At 52.3% G+C, this 18767-nt stretch carries 16 protein-coding genes; 7 read left to right on the forward strand and 9 right to left on the reverse strand.

Features of this window, described 5'->3' with window-relative positions; all coding sequences use genetic code 11:
* Positions 1 to 12: 12 nt before the first annotated feature.
* The 4 genes from F8R23_RS09720 to galU all read right to left on the reverse strand — a co-directional run bounded on the left by F8R23_RS09720 (position 13) and on the right by galU (position 3730).
* Positions 13 to 447 carry an arsenate reductase/protein-tyrosine-phosphatase family protein gene (locus F8R23_RS09720; RefSeq protein WP_151415568.1) on the reverse strand — a complete coding sequence of 145 codons (435 nt, stop codon included), beginning with the start codon at positions 445 to 447 and terminating at the stop codon, positions 13 to 15.
* Between the two features lie 14 nt (positions 448 to 461).
* Positions 462 to 1598: a polysaccharide export protein gene (locus tag F8R23_RS09725; protein ID WP_151415569.1), complete on the reverse strand. Its 1137-nt coding sequence runs from the start codon at positions 1596 to 1598 to the stop codon at positions 462 to 464.
* Between the two features lie 293 nt (positions 1599 to 1891).
* A complete protein-coding gene (locus F8R23_RS09730; RefSeq protein ID WP_151415570.1) occupies positions 1892 to 2785 on the reverse strand; it encodes a sugar phosphate nucleotidyltransferase in 894 nt (297 codons plus the stop codon).
* Positions 2786 to 2830: 45 nt separating this feature from the next.
* Positions 2831 to 3730: a UTP--glucose-1-phosphate uridylyltransferase GalU gene (gene galU / locus F8R23_RS09735; protein WP_151415571.1), complete on the reverse strand. Its 900-nt coding sequence runs from the start codon at positions 3728 to 3730 to the stop codon at positions 2831 to 2833.
* A gap of 677 nt (positions 3731 to 4407) precedes the next feature.
* Here galU and F8R23_RS09740 point away from each other — a divergent pair.
* On the forward strand, positions 4408 to 5994 hold the full coding sequence (locus F8R23_RS09740; RefSeq protein WP_129938477.1) for a TerC family protein: 1587 nt from the start codon (positions 4408 to 4410) through the stop codon (positions 5992 to 5994).
* 28 nt (positions 5995 to 6022) lie between these two features.
* On the opposite strand, the gene dcuC is transcribed toward F8R23_RS09740, so the two are convergent.
* The 4 genes from dcuC to udk all read right to left on the reverse strand — a co-directional run bounded on the left by dcuC (position 6023) and on the right by udk (position 10806).
* Positions 6023 to 7381 carry an anaerobic C4-dicarboxylate transporter DcuC gene (dcuC, locus tag F8R23_RS09745; RefSeq protein WP_112348276.1) on the reverse strand — a complete coding sequence of 453 codons (1359 nt, stop codon included), beginning with the start codon at positions 7379 to 7381 and terminating at the stop codon, positions 6023 to 6025.
* Positions 7382 to 7577: 196 nt separating this feature from the next.
* Positions 7578 to 9413, reverse strand: a complete 1836-nt coding sequence (asmA, locus tag F8R23_RS09750) for an outer membrane assembly protein AsmA (protein ID WP_129938478.1) — start codon at positions 9411 to 9413, stop codon at positions 7578 to 7580.
* Between the two features lie 44 nt (positions 9414 to 9457).
* Positions 9458 to 10039 (reverse strand): dCTP deaminase, encoded by a 582-nt coding sequence (dcd, locus tag F8R23_RS09755; protein ID WP_012006010.1) that lies wholly within the window; start codon positions 10037 to 10039, stop codon positions 9458 to 9460.
* A 125-nt stretch (positions 10040 to 10164) separates the two neighbouring features.
* Positions 10165 to 10806, reverse strand: a complete 642-nt coding sequence (gene udk / locus F8R23_RS09760) for a uridine kinase (RefSeq protein WP_012006009.1) — start codon at positions 10804 to 10806, stop codon at positions 10165 to 10167.
* Between the two features lie 245 nt (positions 10807 to 11051).
* Between udk and F8R23_RS09765 the strand changes: the two genes are divergently transcribed.
* Positions 11052 to 11681, forward strand: a complete 630-nt coding sequence (locus F8R23_RS09765) for a phosphatase PAP2 family protein (RefSeq protein ID WP_129937378.1) — start codon at positions 11052 to 11054, stop codon at positions 11679 to 11681.
* 48 nt (positions 11682 to 11729) lie between these two features.
* On the opposite strand, the gene apbC is transcribed toward F8R23_RS09765, so the two are convergent.
* The gene (gene apbC / locus F8R23_RS09770) at positions 11730 to 12842 is read right to left on the reverse strand and encodes an iron-sulfur cluster carrier protein ApbC (protein ID WP_099064119.1); all 1113 of its coding nucleotides are present in this window, start codon (positions 12840 to 12842) and stop codon (positions 11730 to 11732) included.
* 159 nt (positions 12843 to 13001) lie between these two features.
* Between apbC and metG the strand changes: the two genes are divergently transcribed.
* From metG to cdd, 5 genes are all read left to right on the forward strand, one after another.
* A complete protein-coding gene (gene metG, locus F8R23_RS09775; RefSeq protein WP_112348273.1) occupies positions 13002 to 15029 on the forward strand; it encodes a methionine--tRNA ligase in 2028 nt (675 codons plus the stop codon).
* Between the two features lie 140 nt (positions 15030 to 15169).
* Entirely contained in the window at positions 15170 to 16393 is a 1224-nt protein-coding gene (locus F8R23_RS09780; protein ID WP_129938479.1) for an MFS transporter, read from the forward strand.
* A 136-nt stretch (positions 16394 to 16529) separates the two neighbouring features.
* Positions 16530 to 16937 (forward strand): CidA/LrgA family protein, encoded by a 408-nt coding sequence (locus F8R23_RS09785; RefSeq protein WP_099064116.1) that lies wholly within the window; start codon positions 16530 to 16532, stop codon positions 16935 to 16937.
* Positions 16934 to 17629, forward strand: coding sequence for a CidB/LrgB family autolysis modulator (locus tag F8R23_RS09790; RefSeq protein WP_129937366.1), 696 nt, complete (start codon positions 16934 to 16936; stop codon positions 17627 to 17629). The genes F8R23_RS09785 and F8R23_RS09790 overlap by 4 nt, the downstream gene beginning before the upstream one ends.
* Before the next feature lie 137 nt (positions 17630 to 17766).
* Entirely contained in the window at positions 17767 to 18651 is an 885-nt protein-coding gene (gene cdd / locus F8R23_RS09795; RefSeq protein ID WP_129937367.1) for a cytidine deaminase, read from the forward strand.
* Positions 18652 to 18767 lie beyond the last annotated feature (116 nt).

The raw sequence follows: 18767 nt of genomic DNA on the forward strand, positions 1-18767 counted from the left end.
AGTCCTGACTGATTATCGGCTTAAGGCTTTCACCCATTGCAGGGAGGATTCTTCAAGAAGGAGATATACAAACTCAAAAGCTTCACGACTCTGGCGGAAAGGATCTGTAATTTCTCGTTTATCCAGCCAATGTCCAAAAAGCATAGTTTTTCCTCTAACTTCAGGAGCCAGCTTGCAGACTGCATCTATGTGTCCCTTTTCCATAACCAGAATCAAATCATATTCACGACACATAGTAGCTGTAAGTTGTCTTCCTTCGTGACCATCAAGAGAAAGGCCATGTTGTTCAGCAACTTCTGTTGCTCGAGTATCTGCAGGTTTACCAACTAAGGCACCAAGCCCAGCCGAACTGATCTTCTTATTTGGTAGACCATTTCTTAATAACCGCTCCCCGGTAGGGGAGCGGCATATATTACCTACGCATACAACCAAAATAGAATCAAACATACTTGTCACCAAGACTATGGCCAATTACGGATGCGTAATGAACCTTCGGTTAAGTTATTAAACCCGGTGATTGTAGGTACAAGCTGACTAATAACCCGATTCCAACGGACAACAGGTGCAGTTGTCACATAAACTATATCATACGGTTGAAGATGAAATTCAGTTCCCATTACCATCGCGGCTGCGTCAGATGCATTTAACTGATAAATATTGGCCAATTTTTGAGCGTCAGTACCATGTAGCGGGCGAATAACAAAAACCCCAGTGGCATCCGAGAAGCTTTGGTCCATACCTTCAGCATTGCCCAACGCTTCGGTTAACGTCATTCCACTGCGGTCCATTTTCAGCGTAGTTTGCTTCTTCACTTCGCCCATAACGAAAACTTTCAGGTCATCATTACGTGGAACATAAAGAATATCACCAGGGTAAAGCAGATGGTTTTGCATAAGATCACCTCTCTGCATTAAAGCCTGCAAAGAAATACGCTGTTCTTTACCATTATGCGTCAACACTACATTTCGCCAATCCGCATTTTCGGCTAGCCCGCCGGCAGCATTGATAGCGTCCATAACAGTTAAAGGTACGTTTGTGATAGCTTGTTTGCCTGAAGTTGCGACCTCACCTGTCACATATACTTTCTGCGAACGAAACGCTGCAATGCTTACATCCACCTGTGGACTTTCTATATATTGTGCTAAACGGCTGGATATCTCATTTCGAACCTGAACCATCGTTTTACCCGCAACTTTTACTTTGCCAATGTACGGGTAGAAAATCGTACCGTCTGAGTTAACCCAGTTGCCGGTATCACTGGCACTACGGTACTGGCCAGCTGGCGTTGTCAGTTCCGGATGATCCCATACAGTGACCATCAGCACATCACCGACGCCGATGCGGTATTCATAATTCTGCAGTTCTCGCTCAAGTGAAGAGTTTGGCTGTGCAACCACAGGTTTAGGCCGCATTTTTTCAACGAGGCTTGGCGTCATAGGATAAATATTTACCAACTTGTCGATATCAAAGTCGCTATCATTTTGTTTTACTACATCTTTTCCACTTGTCGAAAGGTGAGATCCCGGCACCATCGTACAACCGCTAATCACACTAATTGACACCAAAAGAGGTATCAGTTTCCATTGTTTTTTTGCCATCGAGTTATCATCACTATCAAATTAAGAATGTTTGTGGTGCTAAGCCCCGGGCCAACGTAGCGCTATCGCGGCACTCAGCAAAATGATTTGTCAACTACTCAAGCAGGTATGAAAAGTTCGCACTCATTGCGCAAGCATTGAACTCGCACCTGCTATTATAAAAGTAACGTCAACAACATTATTGCATAATAATCAAAAAAAAGAGTATGCCTATCTAAACGCTTTCTGCTAAACACAGAGAAAGGCCACCTCAGAATTGCTCTTAGGTAGCCAAAAAATTTTCGTAATTATCATTATAATGAAAGTTGCTCAGCCCACTCTCGAAACGCTTTCCCCTGAGTTGGATGACGCAGGCCATAAGTAACAAACGCCCGCAGATAACCCATTTTTTCGCCGCAGTTGAACGATTCTCCCACCAACTCTGTCGCTTCAACCGGTTGGTGTTTCAACAACTCGGCAATGGCATCTGTCAGTTGAATTCTCCCCCACGCGCCTGGCTCTGTTTTTTCCAAAATCGGCCAAATATCGGCAGAAAGAACATAGCGCCCTACCGCAGAATAATTAGATTTCAGCGGGACTTCATGACCGGGTTTTTCGATAATAGAGGTCATACGTGAGCTTTCGCCGGGCTGCAGTTTATTGGCTTCGCATTCAACCACCGAGTAGTCGTGCAAAACATGCGCATCCGCAGCCTGAACCAGCACCTGGCTCAAACCCGTCTGTTCAAAGCGACTAATCATATGCGGCAGGTTGTCTTTCTTCAGGTCGGCTTTGGCGTCGTCAAGCAAGACATCCGGCAGCAGAACTACAAAAGGTGAGTCCCCTACCAGCGGCTTGGCACAAAGCACCGCATGCCCCAAGCCTTGTGGCTGCCCCTGACGAATATGCATTAGTGTTACGCCTTTCGGTGTAATAGATTGCACTTCATCGAGCAACTGGCGCTTAACGCGCGCTTCAAGCATCGCTTCCAACTCGAAGGAGGTATCAAAATGGTTTTCGATTGCATTCTTGGATGAATGCGTCACCAGGATGATCTCTTTGATCCCCGCAGCAACGCACTCATTAACAATGTATTGAATCAGCGGCTTATCAACGATCGGCAACATTTCCTTTGGAATAGCCTTGGTTGCAGGCAGCATACGCATACCCAGACCTGCAACGGGAATGACAGCTTTTAACTTAGTCATGGTAATCCTCTTGATATCTTATGATCGTCTTCTCAGCCGTAACTCTTACTTGCTGTTCAGCGTTTGTTTTAGCCACTGGGTAAAATCTTCGCCTTCGGAGGTGTGGCGCAGCCCGTATTGTACGAATGCCTTCATATAACCCAACTTATCGCCGCAGTCATGCGATTTTCCGCTCATATGAAAAGCTTCTACGGTTTCCTGCCCCATCAATGCCGCAATGGCATCGGTCAACTGAATTTCATCACCGGCACCCGGTAAGGTTTTTTCCAACAGCGGCCAAATATCGGCGGACAGGACATAGCGCCCTACCACTGCCAGATTAGATGGTGCATCTTCAAGCGCCGGCTTTTCTACCACCGCTGTCATTGGGGTGCTCTCCCCTGCCGACAGTGCTGCACCGCCGCAATCGACGACGCCGTATTTAGAAACATCCTGTTCCGGTACCGGTTCTACCATGATTTGGCTGAAGCCGGTCTGCGCGAAGCGCTCGATCATCTTGGCCAGATTTTCTTTACGCAGATCCGCCGTGGAGTCATCCAACAACACGTCAGGCAGCAAGACGACAAAAGGCTCATCGCCTACCATAGGCTTGGCACACAACACCGCATGACCCAACCCTTTAGCCTGACCCTGACGTACTTGCATCACCGTCACATCTGCCGGGCATATAGTCTGTACTTCTTCCAGTAACTGGCGCTTAACGCGCGATTCCAAAACGGCCTCAAGCTCAAACGAGGTATCAAAATGGTTTTCGATCGCATTTTTGGAGGAGTGGGTGACCAACACAATATCTTTGATCCCCGCCGCCACACACTCATTCACAATGTACTGAATCAGTGGTTTATCGACCACCGGCAGCATTTCTTTAGGAATGGCTTTTGTTGCCGGCAACATACGAGTTCCCAAGCCAGCAACGGGGATCACAGCTTTCAATCTTTTTTGCATGTTTTTTTCATCCAAAATCAAATAACTACAGCGTAGCCGACCTAATTCTGTACCCAGATGCTCACCCAGCCCTGGGCGCATGATTTAGACACGCTACCGCCCCTGGCTTTCAGCTACCAGTGTACTGTCATCGTTCTCTATGGGGTGATTGAGGGTTCCAATCTCACTTTGATGTAAATTAGGGGCCATACTCGCTTTTTAAGCGATAGGTAGATCACAGAAAAAAGAAAACAAATACGCCCTTATAACCAAACGATGATACTTGTAAATGTTTATGTGGCTAAGATTCTTATACTATTACCGTATCGATACAAGCCTAAGATACCCGTTGGATGCCCTTTTCAGAATAAGACTACCCACTGGAGCAGACTGAACAAAGTGTAGCAGCAATATGAATCTATAACGGATTGATTTTTAAAAATTATATTGTCTATTTCTTTACCCGTAGGCTCTCATACCCATCTCTGCCCAATATACCTCCTTTTTCTGAAAATCCCCCATTCCAAACGTTCCCACACCCTGAACGCTTCTTACAGAGATGATTTTTTATGCATTATTTTTGCTTGGCTTTTTCATGTCGCTTGTATGTCCCCTGTTTTAAAGTTGAATTTTCCCGGCTCAACACCCATCATTCGGTTGCGGGATAAGCCGTCGAACTTACAGGTGAAATTGGGCGTATGGAATGGATCGCAGATCCAACAATTTGGGCCGGCCTGGCCACTCTGGTCGTGCTGGAAATCGTTCTGGGTATAGACAACCTTATCTTTATCGCCATCCTGGCGGAAAAGCTCCCAAAGCATCAAAGAGATAAAGCCCGTGTTGTGGGTTTATTGCTGGCGTTACTGATGCGTCTGGCGTTATTGGCCTCCATATCATGGCTGGCGACACTCACTCAGCCACTGTTTTCTGCCGTTGGGCACCCCTTCAGTGGCCGCGATCTTATAATGCTGGTTGGTGGGGTCTTCCTGCTGTTCAAAGCCACGATGGAGCTGAATGAGCGGCTGGAGGGCAAAGACGAAGAACAACAGGGTCAGCGAAAAGGCGCCCGTTTCTGGCCGGTAGTGGCGCAAATCGTGGTACTGGATGCCGTCTTTTCACTCGACTCGGTGATCACCGCCGTTGGCATGGTCGATCACCTGGCAGTAATGATGCTTGCGGTTTGTATTGCTATCGGCCTGATGTTGCTTGCCAGTAAGCCGCTAACGCGTTTCGTCAATGCCCACCCTACGATTGTCATCCTGTGCTTGAGCTTCCTGTTGATGATCGGTTTCAGTCTGGTTGCCGAAGGCTTTGGCTACCACATTCCGAAAGGTTATCTGTACGCCGCCATTGGTTTCTCGGTGATGATTGAAGCTTTGAACCAGCTATCGCAGTTCAATCGCCGCCGTTTTCTTTCCAAAGTGCGACCATTGCGCGAACGGACGGCAGAGGCCGTGCTGCGCATGCTGAGCGGCAAACATGAAGAAGCAGAAGTCGACAGCCACTCAGCCAACCTGCTGGCTGACAGCGACAGTGAGAGCGGCGAGATTTTCAATCAGCAGGAACGCCATATGATCGAACGCGTGTTGGGCATGGCCCAGCGTACGGTAAGCAGCATCATGACTTCTCGACATGATGTGGAGTACCTTGAGCTGAATGACCCACAGGAAAAGCTGACCCAACTGCTGGAAAAAAACCAGCATACGCGCATCGTGGTGGTGGAAAACAGTGCCAGCGATGAACCGCTCGGCGTTATTCACACTATTGACGTGTTGAAACAACAGCTGACCCAAGCCCCGCTAGATTTACGCGCGCTGGTGCTGCAGCCGCTGATTTTCCCCGAGCAGTTAACCCTGCTGAGCGCGCTGGAGCAATTCCGCCAGGCGCAGACGCATTTTGCCTTTGTGGTTGATGAGTTCGGCTCGGTGGAAGGGATCGTCACGCTAACCGATGTGATGGAAACCATCGCCGGTAACCTGCCGGAAGCCGGTGAAGAAGTCGATGCCCGCCATGACATTGTGCAAAATGATGACGGAAGCTGGACGGCCAATGGCTATATGCCGCTGGAAGATTTGGTGTTGTATTTGCCGCTACCGCTGGAAGAAAAGCGTGAATACCACACGCTGGCCGGCCTGCTGATGGAACACAGCCAGCGCATTCCTCAGGAAGGCGAGCAGTTGCGGATCGGTGACTACCTGTTTGAACCACTTGAAGTCAGTAGCCACCGTATTTTAAAGGTGAAAATCACCCCGCTGTTAGTACCAGAACCAGACTACGAGGTTTAAACCGGGGCCGGGCATCGCCCGGCCGCCATTACAAATGCTGGGGAACCAGCAATTCCGTCGCCACAATAACCACGATCAACCCAACAATCACCGGTACTGAAGTGCGTTTCACCACTTCGAACGGTGAGATTTTTGCCATGCCGGACACCGCAACCACCACACCGGAAACCGGCGACAAAGTACGCCCCAGGTTTGACGCTTGCAGCATCGGGATCACCAGATAAGCCGGATTAACCCCCATCTGCGCCGCCAACTTGGGAATGAGTTCAACGAAAGCATAGAAAGGTGCGTTCCCAGAACCGGTCGTCATAGCTGCCAGCATGGTAATCACCACCAGTACCAGCATCATGATAATGCCACCGGTACCGAACGACTGCGCCAGACTGATAAGTCCGCTGATAAATCCGACGGTGCTAAGCCCCTGGGCGAATACGCCGGCGGCCACCAACAGCATCACTACGCTGGCAAAGGCGTCCGCCATGCCGCGATAAGCAACCTCCAGACCGCTAAATACCTGTTTGGCGCTGAAACTACGCAGGAATTCAATCACCGCCGCCAACAACATACAGCCTACCAACACGGTGATGATATGCAGTTCCGGTCCCCATTTGCCGTCAAATACCAACACCCCAAGGATTGGCGTGAAAGGCAGTACGGCATAGAACCCCGGGGCGTGCGTGGTGATTTCACTCACATCCATAATATGGTGCTGTTCGTTGGCCTTCTTGTCGAGGTAGCGCTGCCAGAAGAAATGCGCAATCGCCATGCAAACAATCGCCGCAATCGAGATGGGTAACGTAGTTTTAAAGGCAAAATCAACCAACGGCATTTCCGCCGCCTTGGCCGCCAGCACCACATCACCCGAGGTCGGTGCCAGAATAATCGCCGCCGGCGAAGCGCAGATCGCTGCCGCCGCACCGCGACTGATACCCACGTTGACCATCAATGGGAATAGCGTAGCCATCAGTAATACGCCCAGGCCGGTGGCAGATGAGACCGCCAATGACATCAGGCAGGCAACAAAATAGGCTGCCACCATCAGAAGATACGGGGAGTTAATCATCTGCAGTGGACGGGAGGCCAGTTTCACTACCACATCATTGGCGCCAATGTGCGTCATATAAGCCGCAAACCCGCACAACATCATAATCATCATGCCAAGATCGCCCCCGCGGCTCATCAGCAGAATTTTGACGTACTCAATGATGTCGGTCGCGCGCCATCCGGTAGAGGCGGCGCTGGCAGGCAACAGGCTTTTGCCCATCAGGGCACTGATGGCCAACAGCAATAGGCCACCTACCATCAATACACCGGTAGCGGAGTAACCCTTGATGATGTAACGGCCAACACCCGCCGCGACGACCGCCCCAATCAGAAGCTCTATCATATTCCCTCAACTTATCATTATCGTTATTGACCATGCCAAAGCGTGCAAATCGCTTTACTGCGCACACTCTGCACAAACTCAGTCAAATGCATCATGATGTTCGTCAATGTTACGGGAGGAAATTATTGGGAAAGGGAAATACTCTGGCAGGGTTTACAGAGCATGCGGGCCGCGGACCGGCCCGCACAATTTGTAATTAGAGCTTGTCGAGCAGCTTTTTAAGATCCTGTCCTTCGCGCGAATCCTTGTTTTTATCGGCCCACTTGTTCAGCGCATCCTTCGCCCGGTTCTGCAGTGTCTTACGCAAAACCTGATCGACCTGCAATTGATAGTTAAGCTGGTTCCACGGGCCATAAACCCGCAGCGGGATCGGCGTTTTCTGCAACTCCTCGATCAAATCGTCGCGCCCTTTCCAACCGCCGGTGACGCGGACGTTCAGTGCCACATCACACTGTTTGCCCGGCATATCCACCGTGCCGCTGCCGTTCAGGTTCAACAAAGGAGAGTCGGCGCCCAGCTCGGTGATTTTTATCGTGCCATGGTTCAGACTGGCTTTGGCCGACAACTGTTTCACCTCGGTATAACGCTGGTAATCGTCCTGTCCGCGCACGCTACTGTCATTACGCGCCACCGCCTGCTGAATCAACTGCTGAATATTCAGACCATGAAGTTGTGCGTCCTGCATCGCCAGTTGAGCCGTGCCCTGCCAGCGGTGCTCAAATGACTGTGATGTAAGACGATCGCCGGTTAAATCCCCTTGCATACTGAACTTACCGGTCATGATTTGCGGCATATCGAACGCCTTCAGAACGGTGCCAAGTTCAACCTGCTTCACCACCGGCTGCACTGAAATTACCGGGCGTTTACCCCGCGCGTCGAGGGATCCAGGTAAAGCGAAGTCACCGCCCGCTACTTGCCCAGCAAGCGAATGCAACGTTAACAACCCCTGGAGGTTTTCCGCTTGCGTAGAAAGGTGGGTAATATTCATGCCTCGATAGATTAATTGATCCACGCTCAAATTAAGTTGAGCGTTAAATTCTCGCAACACCTCAAGATTTTGCTGCGGATCATCCATTTGGCTGGCAATGACCGGTGAAGAAGTCATGTTCTGTGCTTGCGGCACCTGGGAACTACTGGACTGCCAGCCAGTGAAGGCATCAAAATTCACCGCGGCAGATGTCAGGTCAAGCTTATAGGCTGGTATCTCACCGAACTTGACGCTGGCACCACCGATAAAGGTGCTGTCATTGGCACTCAGGCTCAGTTGGCTTAGCGCGACTTGCTGCGGGGTTTGTTGATACACCACCTGAGCACTGCCATCGCCTTTAATACCCCCGGCCAGTATGTCCGCGCCTTCCAGTTGGTAACTGAACTGGGTGACATTAGCGGCAATTCGTCGCGGATATTGTTGCAGATCGATATCTGCGGCCATGCTGAAAGTCAGATCGCGTTGATTGCGATTCACCCGGCTGGAAAGCTCCATTTGCGCCTGGCGTTTGGCATTCTGTTGCAAGGTGAGGTTAATATCGCGAACGTTAATCTGTTCGTTATTGGCGCGCTGCCAAATCAACAGACTGTCCACCACCCGCAGATTATCGATGTCAAATTTCCACGGCGTGTCTATCGACTCTTCAGAGTGACCTGCCGGCGCGATAGGCGCGTCCGGTTGGTTTTGTTCTTCACTGTCAGGGGTAAGACGGATGACAGCATTTTTCAGCATCACCTGTTTCACAAACAATTGATGTGACAGCAGTGGCAGCAGTTTGACATCAAGGCGCATATTATCTGCACTCACCACCGGTGCTTTCGCCCCGGGTGCAGTCAGCGTCATGCGGCCGGATAGAATGCTGAGCTGTGGCCAGATATGCCAGCGCAGATCGCCATCCAGCGTCAGATGATAACCACTCTTTTGTTCAACCTTCGTGACCATGTAGGCACGAAAATCATTCGGATTGACCAACAACACCAGCGCAGACATCCCCGCCACCAGCACCACCAGTAAAATCACCAAAGTCGTCAGAAATCTTCTCATGCCATCCTCTTGTCAGCGCCACACCGACCGTGCTTCCAGCGCTGTTAGTCCTTGTCGATTCGGCTGGCGACTGCGCCCTGCTGATCGCGGTATTTTGCATCCTGCCGGCTATTGTAAGGACGTGCTGCCGGCCCGGACAGAGGTTCAAAACTCAGTGCGCCGATCAGCATGCCCGGGCGCAACGCCAATGGCAGCTTACCTGAATTATAGAACTCCAGGACAATTCGGCCCTGCCAACCAGGATCGATACGGTGCGCGGTAACGTGAACCATCAGGCCCAGACGTGCCAGAGAAGAACGACCGTCCAGCCAACCGACCAGATCGTTTGGCAGCGTGACCGACTCCAGCGTGACCGCCAGCGCCAGCTCACCCGGGTGCAGGAAAAAGGCCTCCCCTTCCGGCAAGACGATTTCATCACTCATCACACGGTCCAGCGCCGCACTGACTTCATCTTTTGGCCCGCTCAGATCGATAAACGCAGCGGTGTGGCCACGAAACACACGGAACTGATTGCCTAAACGGACATCCACCGTGGCCCCGTTAATACGCTCAATCGGCGGACGCGGTGAAATCACCAGTTTTTCACAATCCAGCCAGGCTTCTATATCACGGTCGCACAGTCTCATTATTTATCTCCATCAAGGCGTGTCACTAAAACAAAAATTGCCACACAACGGGCGAAAGGTCTACGTCGCAGCGTAAAAAGTTGCCCGCCGGCCGGAAACACCAACTTTCCGGCCATTGAACGGCATTATTCAAAGAACTGGCTGATTTTGGCTTTCAGAATGTCGATCGCAATGCGGTTTTTGCCACCGCGTGGGACGATAATGTCGGCGTATTGTTTGGAAGGATCGATAAACTGCAGGAACATCGGGCGGACGGTTTTCTGGTATTGCGCCATGACCGAATCCATCGAGCGGCCACGCTCATTCACATCTCGCTTCATGCGGCGCATCAGGCAAATGTCCAATGGCGTATCGACAAAGATCGAGAAGTTCATTTCCTGACGCAGACGGATATCCGTCAATAGCAGGATCCCCTCAAGAATAATCACCTTTTTCGGTTCCAGGTGAATGGTCTCTTTCTTCCGCGTGTGCTCGGTGTAACTGTACAAGGGTAACTCTATCGCCTTGCCTGATTTCAACATTTGCAGATGCTGAAACAGCAGGTTGTGGTCCATGGCGCTCGGGTGGTCATAGTTTGTCTTGACGCGTTCTTCCATGGTCAAGTGAGTCTGGTCTTTGTAGTAACTGTCTTCAGGAATAACGCCGATATGTTCATCGCCGACCTGATCGCGAAGTTCACGATATAACGTACTGGCGATAAGGCTTTTTCCGGAGGCAGATGCGCCAGCTATACCAATAATGACGCACTGATGCGGCTTGTCAGTCATAAAATTGAAGACCTGATTTCGTAGTGTGAAGGGGGGGAGCTAAAACGGGACAATTATAGGGAGTTAGCGGCCATAGCGCCAGCCTATATTGTCGCCGCCGGGCCGCTATCTCAGGTTATTTTGCCATAACCAGCGCTCCACGGTTTTAAGACTAATGCGTCTAGGGCAATCCCGCATGACAGGGTAAACTCGGCGGCTTGATGATTATCCTTGAAATAGGATGTTGTATTTCACCGGAGACTAACGTGCTGGACTGGCATTTTCTGACATTTTTTGGCGACAGCATGTTGTTGTTACCCTGCTCATTGATTCTTTTTGCCGTGCTGGTCGCTCCGCGCACCACCCGGACTGCCGGCTGGCAATGGGCGCTGATCTTCGGCTGCGCCGGCGGTGTGGTATGCGCCTCAAAACTGGCCTTTATGGGTTGGGGCATTGGCATAAAAAGCTATGACTTTACCGGTTTTAGCGGCCACTCTGCGCTAGCGGCCAGTATTTGGCCAGTATTGCTCTGGACGCTGACCGGACGTTTTTCACATGCGGTTCGTAGCATCGCACTGGTGGTAGGTTTGGTGTTGCCCCTCACTATCGGGTTATCGCGGCTGGCAATCCATGTGCATTCGCCTTCGGAAGTGGTGAGCGGCCTGGTACTTGGCTATCTGGCCAGCTCGCTGTTCCTGTGGCTACAGCGTGGCAAGCCGCGGCCACACCTATCCACACCGCAGATCGTTGTGGCACTGGCTCTGCCGATGGTTCTGATGGGCTTTCGGCAACCGGCACCAACACAGGGCCTGTTAGAACATATTGCCACCGTATTAGCACAAATCGAACGCCCATACACCCGAGCGGATTTGCATAAGCTGCCCGTTGCTCCATAAACAAAACCCCGGAACTTGTCCGGGGTTTTGTTTTTTAGCCAATGGTGATTACAACGCGCGGAAAGAGATTTCTGTAGGAATAGCCTCACCCTGCCAATACATCTGCGCGGCAACACGACCGGCAAGTTGACGATACAGCTCAGCAAATTCGCTGTCCGGACGGCTTATCACCGTCGGCTCGCCACGATCCAAATCCTCGCGCAGCGAAATGTGCAGCGGCAGTTGCCCCAGCAGGCGACTGTGATATTTCTTCACCAGCTTCTCAGCCCCACCGGTGCCGAAAATAGGCTCATGGTGACCGCAGTTACTGCAAATGTGCACACTCATGTTTTCCACGATGCCCAATACCGGCACGTGAACCTTTTCGAACATCACGATGCCCTTGGCAGCATCGAGTAACGCGATATCCTGCGGCGTAGTAACCACCAACGCCCCGGTAACCGGAATGTTCTGCGACAGCGTCAACTGAATATCACCAGTGCCCGGCGGCATATCCAGTACCAGATAGTCCAGATCCGGCCACAGCGTATCCTGCAACAGTTGCATTAACGCCTTGCTGGCCATTGGGCCGCGCCACACCATGGCGTTGTCGTCGGTCACCAGATAACCAATAGAATTGGTTGCCAGACCGTGCGCCACGATTGGCGCCATGTGCTGGCCGTCCGGCGAGGTTGGGCGTTCATTCTCGGTACCCAGCATATTCGGGATCGACGGGCCGTAGATGTCAGCATCCAAAATACCGACCTTGGCACCTTCAGCGACCAGCGCCAGCGCCAGGTTAACGGCCGTCGTGGATTTGCCCACCCCGCCCTTGCCGGAACTGATAGCAATAATATTACGCACACCCTTGATGCCGGCCTGATCGTTGGCCCGTTTCAGAGTGGTAATGTCATGCTTCAATTTCCAGTCGATCGCCTCAGCACCGGTCACGCGCAACAGTTCTGCGCTGACGGTATCTTTCAGCTCTTCAAAACCACTCTGCCAGGCGAATGGCATGGTCAATTCAATGTGCAACACATGGTCCAACAGCGCGCAATGGTGGATCGCTTTCAGCGCGGTCAGATTATTTTTTAACGTCGGGTGTTCAAAGGCGGCCAGTACACCGGTCACCAGGGCACGCAGAACTTCGGGGTTGGTCTGCTCGGGGGATTTTGTGCTCATCCCGGCTCCTTGATTTTGAATGGATAGCTTCCCGCTAAGCATATCAGAACTGCGGGCCGCTCGGCGCATGTCTGTATAAAGAAACCGCCCTAGCCGTGGCGAGCGCGATCGGGTAACATCGAAGACCCTTTTATTCATTACAGAAACCAAGTTCTCACTATGCCTCAAGTCGCGAAAAAATTATTGGTGACGTGCGCGCTGCCGTACGCAAATGGTTCCATCCATCTCGGCCACATGCTCGAGCACATCCAGGCAGACATCTGGGTTCGTTACCAACGAATGCGCGGCCACGAGGTTCATTTCATCTGTGCGGACGACGCGCACGGCACGCCGATCATGCTGAAAGCTCAGCAGTTGGGCATCAAGCCGGAAGAAATGATTGCGGAAATGAGCCAGGAGCACCAACAGGATTTCGCCGGTTTTGGCATCAGCTATGATAACTATCATTCAACCCATAGCGATGAGAACCGTGAACTGTCTAATCTGATTTACGGCCGCCTGAAAGAAAACGGTTTTATCAAGAACCGGACGATTTCTCAGTTGTACGATCCGGAAAAAGGCATGTTCCTGCCAGATCGCTTCGTCAAAGGCACCTGCCCGAAATGCAAATCGCCGGATCAATACGGCGACAACTGCGAAGTCTGTGGTGCGACCTACAGCCCGACCGAGCTGATCGATCCCAAATCCGTGGTTTCCGGTGCGACACCGGTGCTGCGTGACTCCGAGCACTTCTTCTTTGATCTGCCGTCGTTCAGCGAAATGCTGCAGGCCTGGACTCGCTCCGGTGCACTGCAAGAGCAAGTGGCGAACAAAATGCAGGAATGGTTTGAGTCTGGTCTGCAACAATGGGATATCTCCCGCGATGCGCCATATTTCGGTTTTGAAATCCCGGATGCGCCAGGCAAATACTTCTACGTCTGGCTGGATGCGCCAATTGGCTACATGGGGTCATTCAAAAACCTGTGCGACAAGCGTGGCGATCTGGACTTTGACGAGTTCTGGCGCAAGGACTCCACCACCGAGCTGTATCACTTTATCGGCAAGGATATCGTTTATTTCCACAGTCTGTTCTGGCCGGCAATGCTGGAAGGCAGTAACTTCCGCAAGCCGACAAACCTGTTCGTACACGGCTACGTAACAGTGAACGGTGCCAAGATGTCCAAATCTCGTGGCACCTTTATCAAGGCCGGCACCTATCTGCAACACCTGGACGCCGACTGCCTGCGTTACTACTACGCCGCCAAACTGTCTTCACGCATTGACGATATCGACCTGAATCTGGAAGATTTCGTGCAGCGGGTGAACGCCGACATCGTGAACAAGGTGGTTAACCTGGCTTCGCGCAATGCCGGCTTTATCAGCAAGCGTTTTGGGGGGCAACTGGCCGACAAACTGGCCGATCCTGTGCTGTACCAAACCTTCGTTGACGCAGCACAAAGCATCGCCGATGCCTATGCCAGCCGTGAGTCCGGTCGAGCAATCCGCGAAATCATGGCGCTGGCCGATCTGGCAAACCGCTATGTGGATGAGCAGGCACCGTGGGTAGTAGCCAAGCAAGAAGGCCGTGATGCTGATTTGCAAGCCATCTGTTCAATGGGCATCAATCTGTTCCGTGTACTGATGACCTACCTGAAACCGGTAATGCCATCGTTGACTGAGCGCACCGAGGCTTTCCTTAACTGCGAACTGACCTGGGACAGCATTCAGCAACCGTTGCTGGGCCATCAGGTCAACCCGTTCAAAGCCCTGTTCAACCGTATCGATCTGGACAAGGTTAATGAAATGGTCAGCGCGTCGAAAGAAGACATGGCGGCGGCGAAAGTAGTCACTGGCCCACTGGCGGACGATCCGATTCAGGACACCATCACCTTTGATGATTTCGCCAAGGTTGATATGCGTATTGCGTTGATCACCAGCGCCGACTTTGTTGAAGGCTCGGACAAGTTGCTGAAGCTGCAGTTGGATCTTGGCGGTGAAACACGTCAGATCTTCTCCGGCATTCGTTCCGCTTATCCGGACCCGAAAGCGCTTGAAGGTCGCCTGACCATCATGGTCGCCAACCTTGCACCACGCAAAATGCGCTTCGGTATATCTGAAGGCATGGTGATGGCTGCCGGCCCAGGCGGAAAAGAGATCTTCCTGCTCAGCCCGGACAGCGGTGCACAGCCAGGTATGCAGGTGAAATAACACCGGTTTTTACTGCATCAGGGTCGAGCTTGCTCGGCCCTTTTTATTAAATTTCATTCCTTGCGACAGCGACAAAATCGGCCAAAATAAGCTATCTTAACCATACGGGTTTAATTACTGTATGCATAAACAGGTCTGATATGAAGGGATTCCCACCGCTGATTAACGCATTGCTGGCCAGTTCGCTGGCACTGACCATTGGCCGTGGCGTCACGCTGCCGTTCATTACCATCTATCTCACCGGGCATTTCCACCTGCTGCCGAAAAGCGTCGGCATTATTCTGGGCGCCAGCCTGGCAATTGGCATTTTCGCCAGTCTGTACGGCGGTTATTTAGTCGACAAGTTCAACAAAAACACGCTGATCCTGATTTCTATTCTGCTGTTCGCCCTGAGTTTTTTCGCTATCCCGTGGATCCCGCGTCCGGGCGGTATCATCGTGGTATTGGCGATCCTGCATACCGCCTATTCAGTTCTGGGCATCACCATCAAGGCCTGCTTTGCCGACTGGCTGCCGGTTGCCCTGCGTATCAAGGCCTTTTCGATTAATTACACGCTGGTGAACGTTGGCTGGGCGGTGGGCTCATCATTGGGCGTGATGGTGGCAGGCTTGAACCCGTTATTACCTTTTTATCTCTCCGGTGGGCTGGCCTTGCTCACCGTGACGGCGCTGAGTTTTGGCCTGCGCCGGCAAGGCACGGTATCACCTGGAGCGACCGAGCTCGCGCCGATCGCACCGCCCGATTTCCGCCAGACACTGGCCATCCTGCGTAACGATCGCCGGCTGATTTACTTTACCCTCGGCAGTACGCTCGGGGCGGTCGTTTTCGGCCAGTTCACCGGCTATTTGTCGCAATACCTGATCCTCGTTTCCAACGCAGAGTTCGCCTATCAGGTCATTGGGGCGGTGATGATCGTCAATGCCTGTATCGTCATTGCCCTGCAGTACCTGCTGAGCCGCGGCATGCGTCAGGAAAACATGCTGCGCTGGCTGGTGTTGGGCACGCTGTTTTTCATTCTCGGGCTGATCGGGTTTAGTCTGGCCGGGCAATCACTTTGGCTGTGGATCGCGGCGATGGCCATATTTACCCTGGGCGAGATTATTGTGATCCCGGTGGAATACATGTTTATCGACTTTATCGCCCCACAGCATCTGAAAGGCAGCTACTACGGGGTACAAAACCTCAGCGCACTGGGCGGTGCCATTAACCCGGTACTCTGCGGTTTTATTCTTAGCTACGCCGCCCCACACATGATGTTCCTGATGTTGATTGCCGCCGCGTTGTTCAGCCTGTTATTCTTTTTCCTCGGCCATCGCCTGGCGCAAAAACAGCAGCACAGCGCCGGCATCATCAGCATAGAATAAGGACGCACCGGGCTTAACTGCGGCTGTCAACCTGCCTGACAGGCATGAAAGCCATAGAGAGAATTCATGGTGTGATTTGTGGCGAAGGTCACAGTTTAATTGTATGATGAATGCGTCAGTTAAACGGGATTAAGTTATGGCCAACGTGCTCACACTGTGCTGGAAATACCTGAGGGCAATCGTCCTTATCTACTTTTGCTTGTTTGTCGGCAATGCTATCGCGGCGCTGCTGCCGATCGCTATTCCCGGCAGCATTATCGGCATGTTGCTGCTGTTCGCCCTGCTCTCCACGCAAATTATGCCGGCCAAATGGGTTAAACCCGGCTGCCATCTGCTGATCCGTTATATGGTGTTGTTGTTCGTACCCATCGGCGTTGGCGTGATGAAATACTACGACCAGATCCTCGATCACCTCGGCCCGCTGGTGGTCTCCTGCATTGTCAGCACTCTGATGGTGCTGGTGGTGGTGGGCTATACCTCACATTATTTCCACCGGGAGCGCCGCATCGTTGGCAAACCGGATGCGGCAGAGGGCGAAAAATGATCCATGAAATCTGGTGGTCATTGCCGCTGTCGCTGGTGGTCTACTTTGCAGCGCGTAAGCTGGCGCAGTCGCTGAATATGCCACTGCTGAACCCATTGCTGGTATCGATGGCGGTGATCATTCCCCTGCTGTTACTGACCGGCATCCCTTATGAGCGCTACTTTCAGGGCAGCAAAATCCTTAACGACCTGTTGCAACCGGCCGTGGTGGCGCTGGCCTATCCGCTGTATGAGCAACTGCATCAAATCCGTGCGCGCTGGAAGTCCATTATCACCGTCTGTTTTATCGGCAGCATGACCGCCATGATCAGCGGCGGCGCCATTGCTTTGTGGATGGGTGCCACACCGGAAATTGCCGCGTCCATCATGCCGAAGTCGGTCACCACGCCCATCGCCATGGCGGTCGCGGAGTCGCTCGGGGGTATCCCGGCGATCAGCGCTGTCTGCGTGATCTTCGTCGGTATTCTCGGCGCGGTATTCGGGCATACGCTGTTTAAAATATTGAAGATCACCACTCGCTCGGCGCGTGGACTGGCAATGGGCACAGCCTCTCACGCGTTGGGTACTGCACGTTGCGCGGAAATGGACTATCAGGAAGGCGCATTCGGCTCGTTGGCGCTGGTGATCTGCGGCATCATTACCTCACTGCTGGCCCCCTTCCTGTTTCCGGTGTTACTGCATTTGTTCGGTTAAACGGCCTAAAACTTGCGAGACATCTCGCAATTATGGCTTTCATTGCATTGATTTCATCAATAAAGAGATTTTCATCACACTTTATTCACGCAGGGCTGCCTAGAATGTTATCCCGTTAACCTGTAGAGAGAGTTTCTATGCACCCGCGTTTTCAAACCGCTTTCGGCGAACTGCCCGCCACATTGCAATCCGCCCTGCTGTCTTATATGGATGCGCCTGATTTCCCGGCCATGTTCAAAGCAGAACAGGTGGAGGCGATTAAGCAACGCTGCGGGCTGGATGATGATGCTCTGGCATTCGCTCTGCTGCCACTGGCGGCAGCCTGCTCGTTAGCCCCGATCTCTCAGTTTTACGTCGGTGCCATTGCCCGCGGGCAGAGTGGTAATCTGTATTTTGGCGCCAACATGGAGTTCAGCGGCGCGCCGATGCAACAAACCATTCATGCAGAACAGTGTGCGGTCACCCATGCCTGGCTGCGTGGCGAACCCGCTCTGGTTTCCATCACCGTTAACTACACGCCTTGCGGCCACTGCCGCCAGTTTATGAATGAACTGAACAGCGGTAGCGATCTGAAAATCCGTCTGCCCGGTCGTGAGCCGGCAACGCTTGGCGATTATCTGCCGGATGCCTTCGGCCCGAAAGACCTGGATATCGCCACGCTGCTGATGGATCGGGTCGATCACGGCTTCCAACTGGCCCTGACTGACGAATTGGAACAGGCAGCACTGGCTGCTGCCAATCAGAGTCACGCTCCCTACAGCAATGCCCACAGCGGCGTCGCGCTGGAAACCGAGGACGGTACAATTTACACCGGCCGCTATGCGGAAAACGCCGCTTTCAACCCGAGTCTGCCACCGCTGCAAGCCGCGTTGATCCTGATGAACGTCTCCGGCGGCGACTGCCAAAAAGTGAGCCGCGCGGTACTGGCCGAACCCGAAAGCGCCATCCTCACCCAATGGGACGCGACCCGTGCCACCCTGGCTGCCCTGGGTTGCCAAAATGTCAGCCGCATTACTTTCTGATCCTGACCCTGGCGGTGCCGCCCGGCACCGCTGTTAACAGCCCCGCAAGCCGATTACAATGGCATTCACGTCTTAAAACACTTTCTTTAGTTAAATTAGGACTTGATCGTCGATAA

The organism is Serratia proteamaculans (assembly GCF_008830365.1).
Taxonomy (GTDB): domain Bacteria; phylum Pseudomonadota; class Gammaproteobacteria; order Enterobacterales; family Enterobacteriaceae; genus Serratia; species Serratia proteamaculans.

What these genes read in the sequence shown, in the direction of transcription:
- F8R23_RS09720 (WP_151415568.1), bottom strand. Translation starts at nt 447, where the DNA reads ATGTTTGATTCTATTTTGGTTGTATGCGTAGGTAATATATGCCGCTCC.
- F8R23_RS09725 (WP_151415569.1), bottom strand. Translation starts at nt 1,598, where the DNA reads ATGGCAAAAAAACAATGGAAACTGATACCTCTTTTGGTGTCAATTAGT.
- F8R23_RS09730 (WP_151415570.1), bottom strand. Translation starts at nt 2,785, where the DNA reads ATGACTAAGTTAAAAGCTGTCATTCCCGTTGCAGGTCTGGGTATGCGT.
- galU (WP_151415571.1), bottom strand. Translation starts at nt 3,730, where the DNA reads ATGCAAAAAAGATTGAAAGCTGTGATCCCCGTTGCTGGCTTGGGAACT.
- F8R23_RS09740 (WP_129938477.1), top strand. Translation starts at nt 4,408, where the DNA reads ATGGAATGGATCGCAGATCCAACAATTTGGGCCGGCCTGGCCACTCTG.
- dcuC (WP_112348276.1), bottom strand. Translation starts at nt 7,381, where the DNA reads ATGATAGAGCTTCTGATTGGGGCGGTCGTCGCGGCGGGTGTTGGCCGT.
- asmA (WP_129938478.1), bottom strand. Translation starts at nt 9,413, where the DNA reads ATGAGAAGATTTCTGACGACTTTGGTGATTTTACTGGTGGTGCTGGTG.
- dcd (WP_012006010.1), bottom strand. Translation starts at nt 10,039, where the DNA reads ATGAGACTGTGCGACCGTGATATAGAAGCCTGGCTGGATTGTGAAAAA.
- udk (WP_012006009.1), bottom strand. Translation starts at nt 10,806, where the DNA reads ATGACTGACAAGCCGCATCAGTGCGTCATTATTGGTATAGCTGGCGCA.
- apbC (WP_099064119.1), bottom strand. Translation starts at nt 12,842, where the DNA reads ATGAGCACAAAATCCCCCGAGCAGACCAACCCCGAAGTTCTGCGTGCC.
- metG (WP_112348273.1), top strand. Translation starts at nt 13,002, where the DNA reads ATGCCTCAAGTCGCGAAAAAATTATTGGTGACGTGCGCGCTGCCGTAC.
- F8R23_RS09780 (WP_129938479.1), top strand. Translation starts at nt 15,170, where the DNA reads ATGAAGGGATTCCCACCGCTGATTAACGCATTGCTGGCCAGTTCGCTG.
- F8R23_RS09785 (WP_099064116.1), top strand. Translation starts at nt 16,530, where the DNA reads ATGGCCAACGTGCTCACACTGTGCTGGAAATACCTGAGGGCAATCGTC.
- F8R23_RS09790 (WP_129937366.1), top strand. Translation starts at nt 16,934, where the DNA reads ATGATCCATGAAATCTGGTGGTCATTGCCGCTGTCGCTGGTGGTCTAC.
- cdd (WP_129937367.1), top strand. Translation starts at nt 17,767, where the DNA reads ATGCACCCGCGTTTTCAAACCGCTTTCGGCGAACTGCCCGCCACATTG.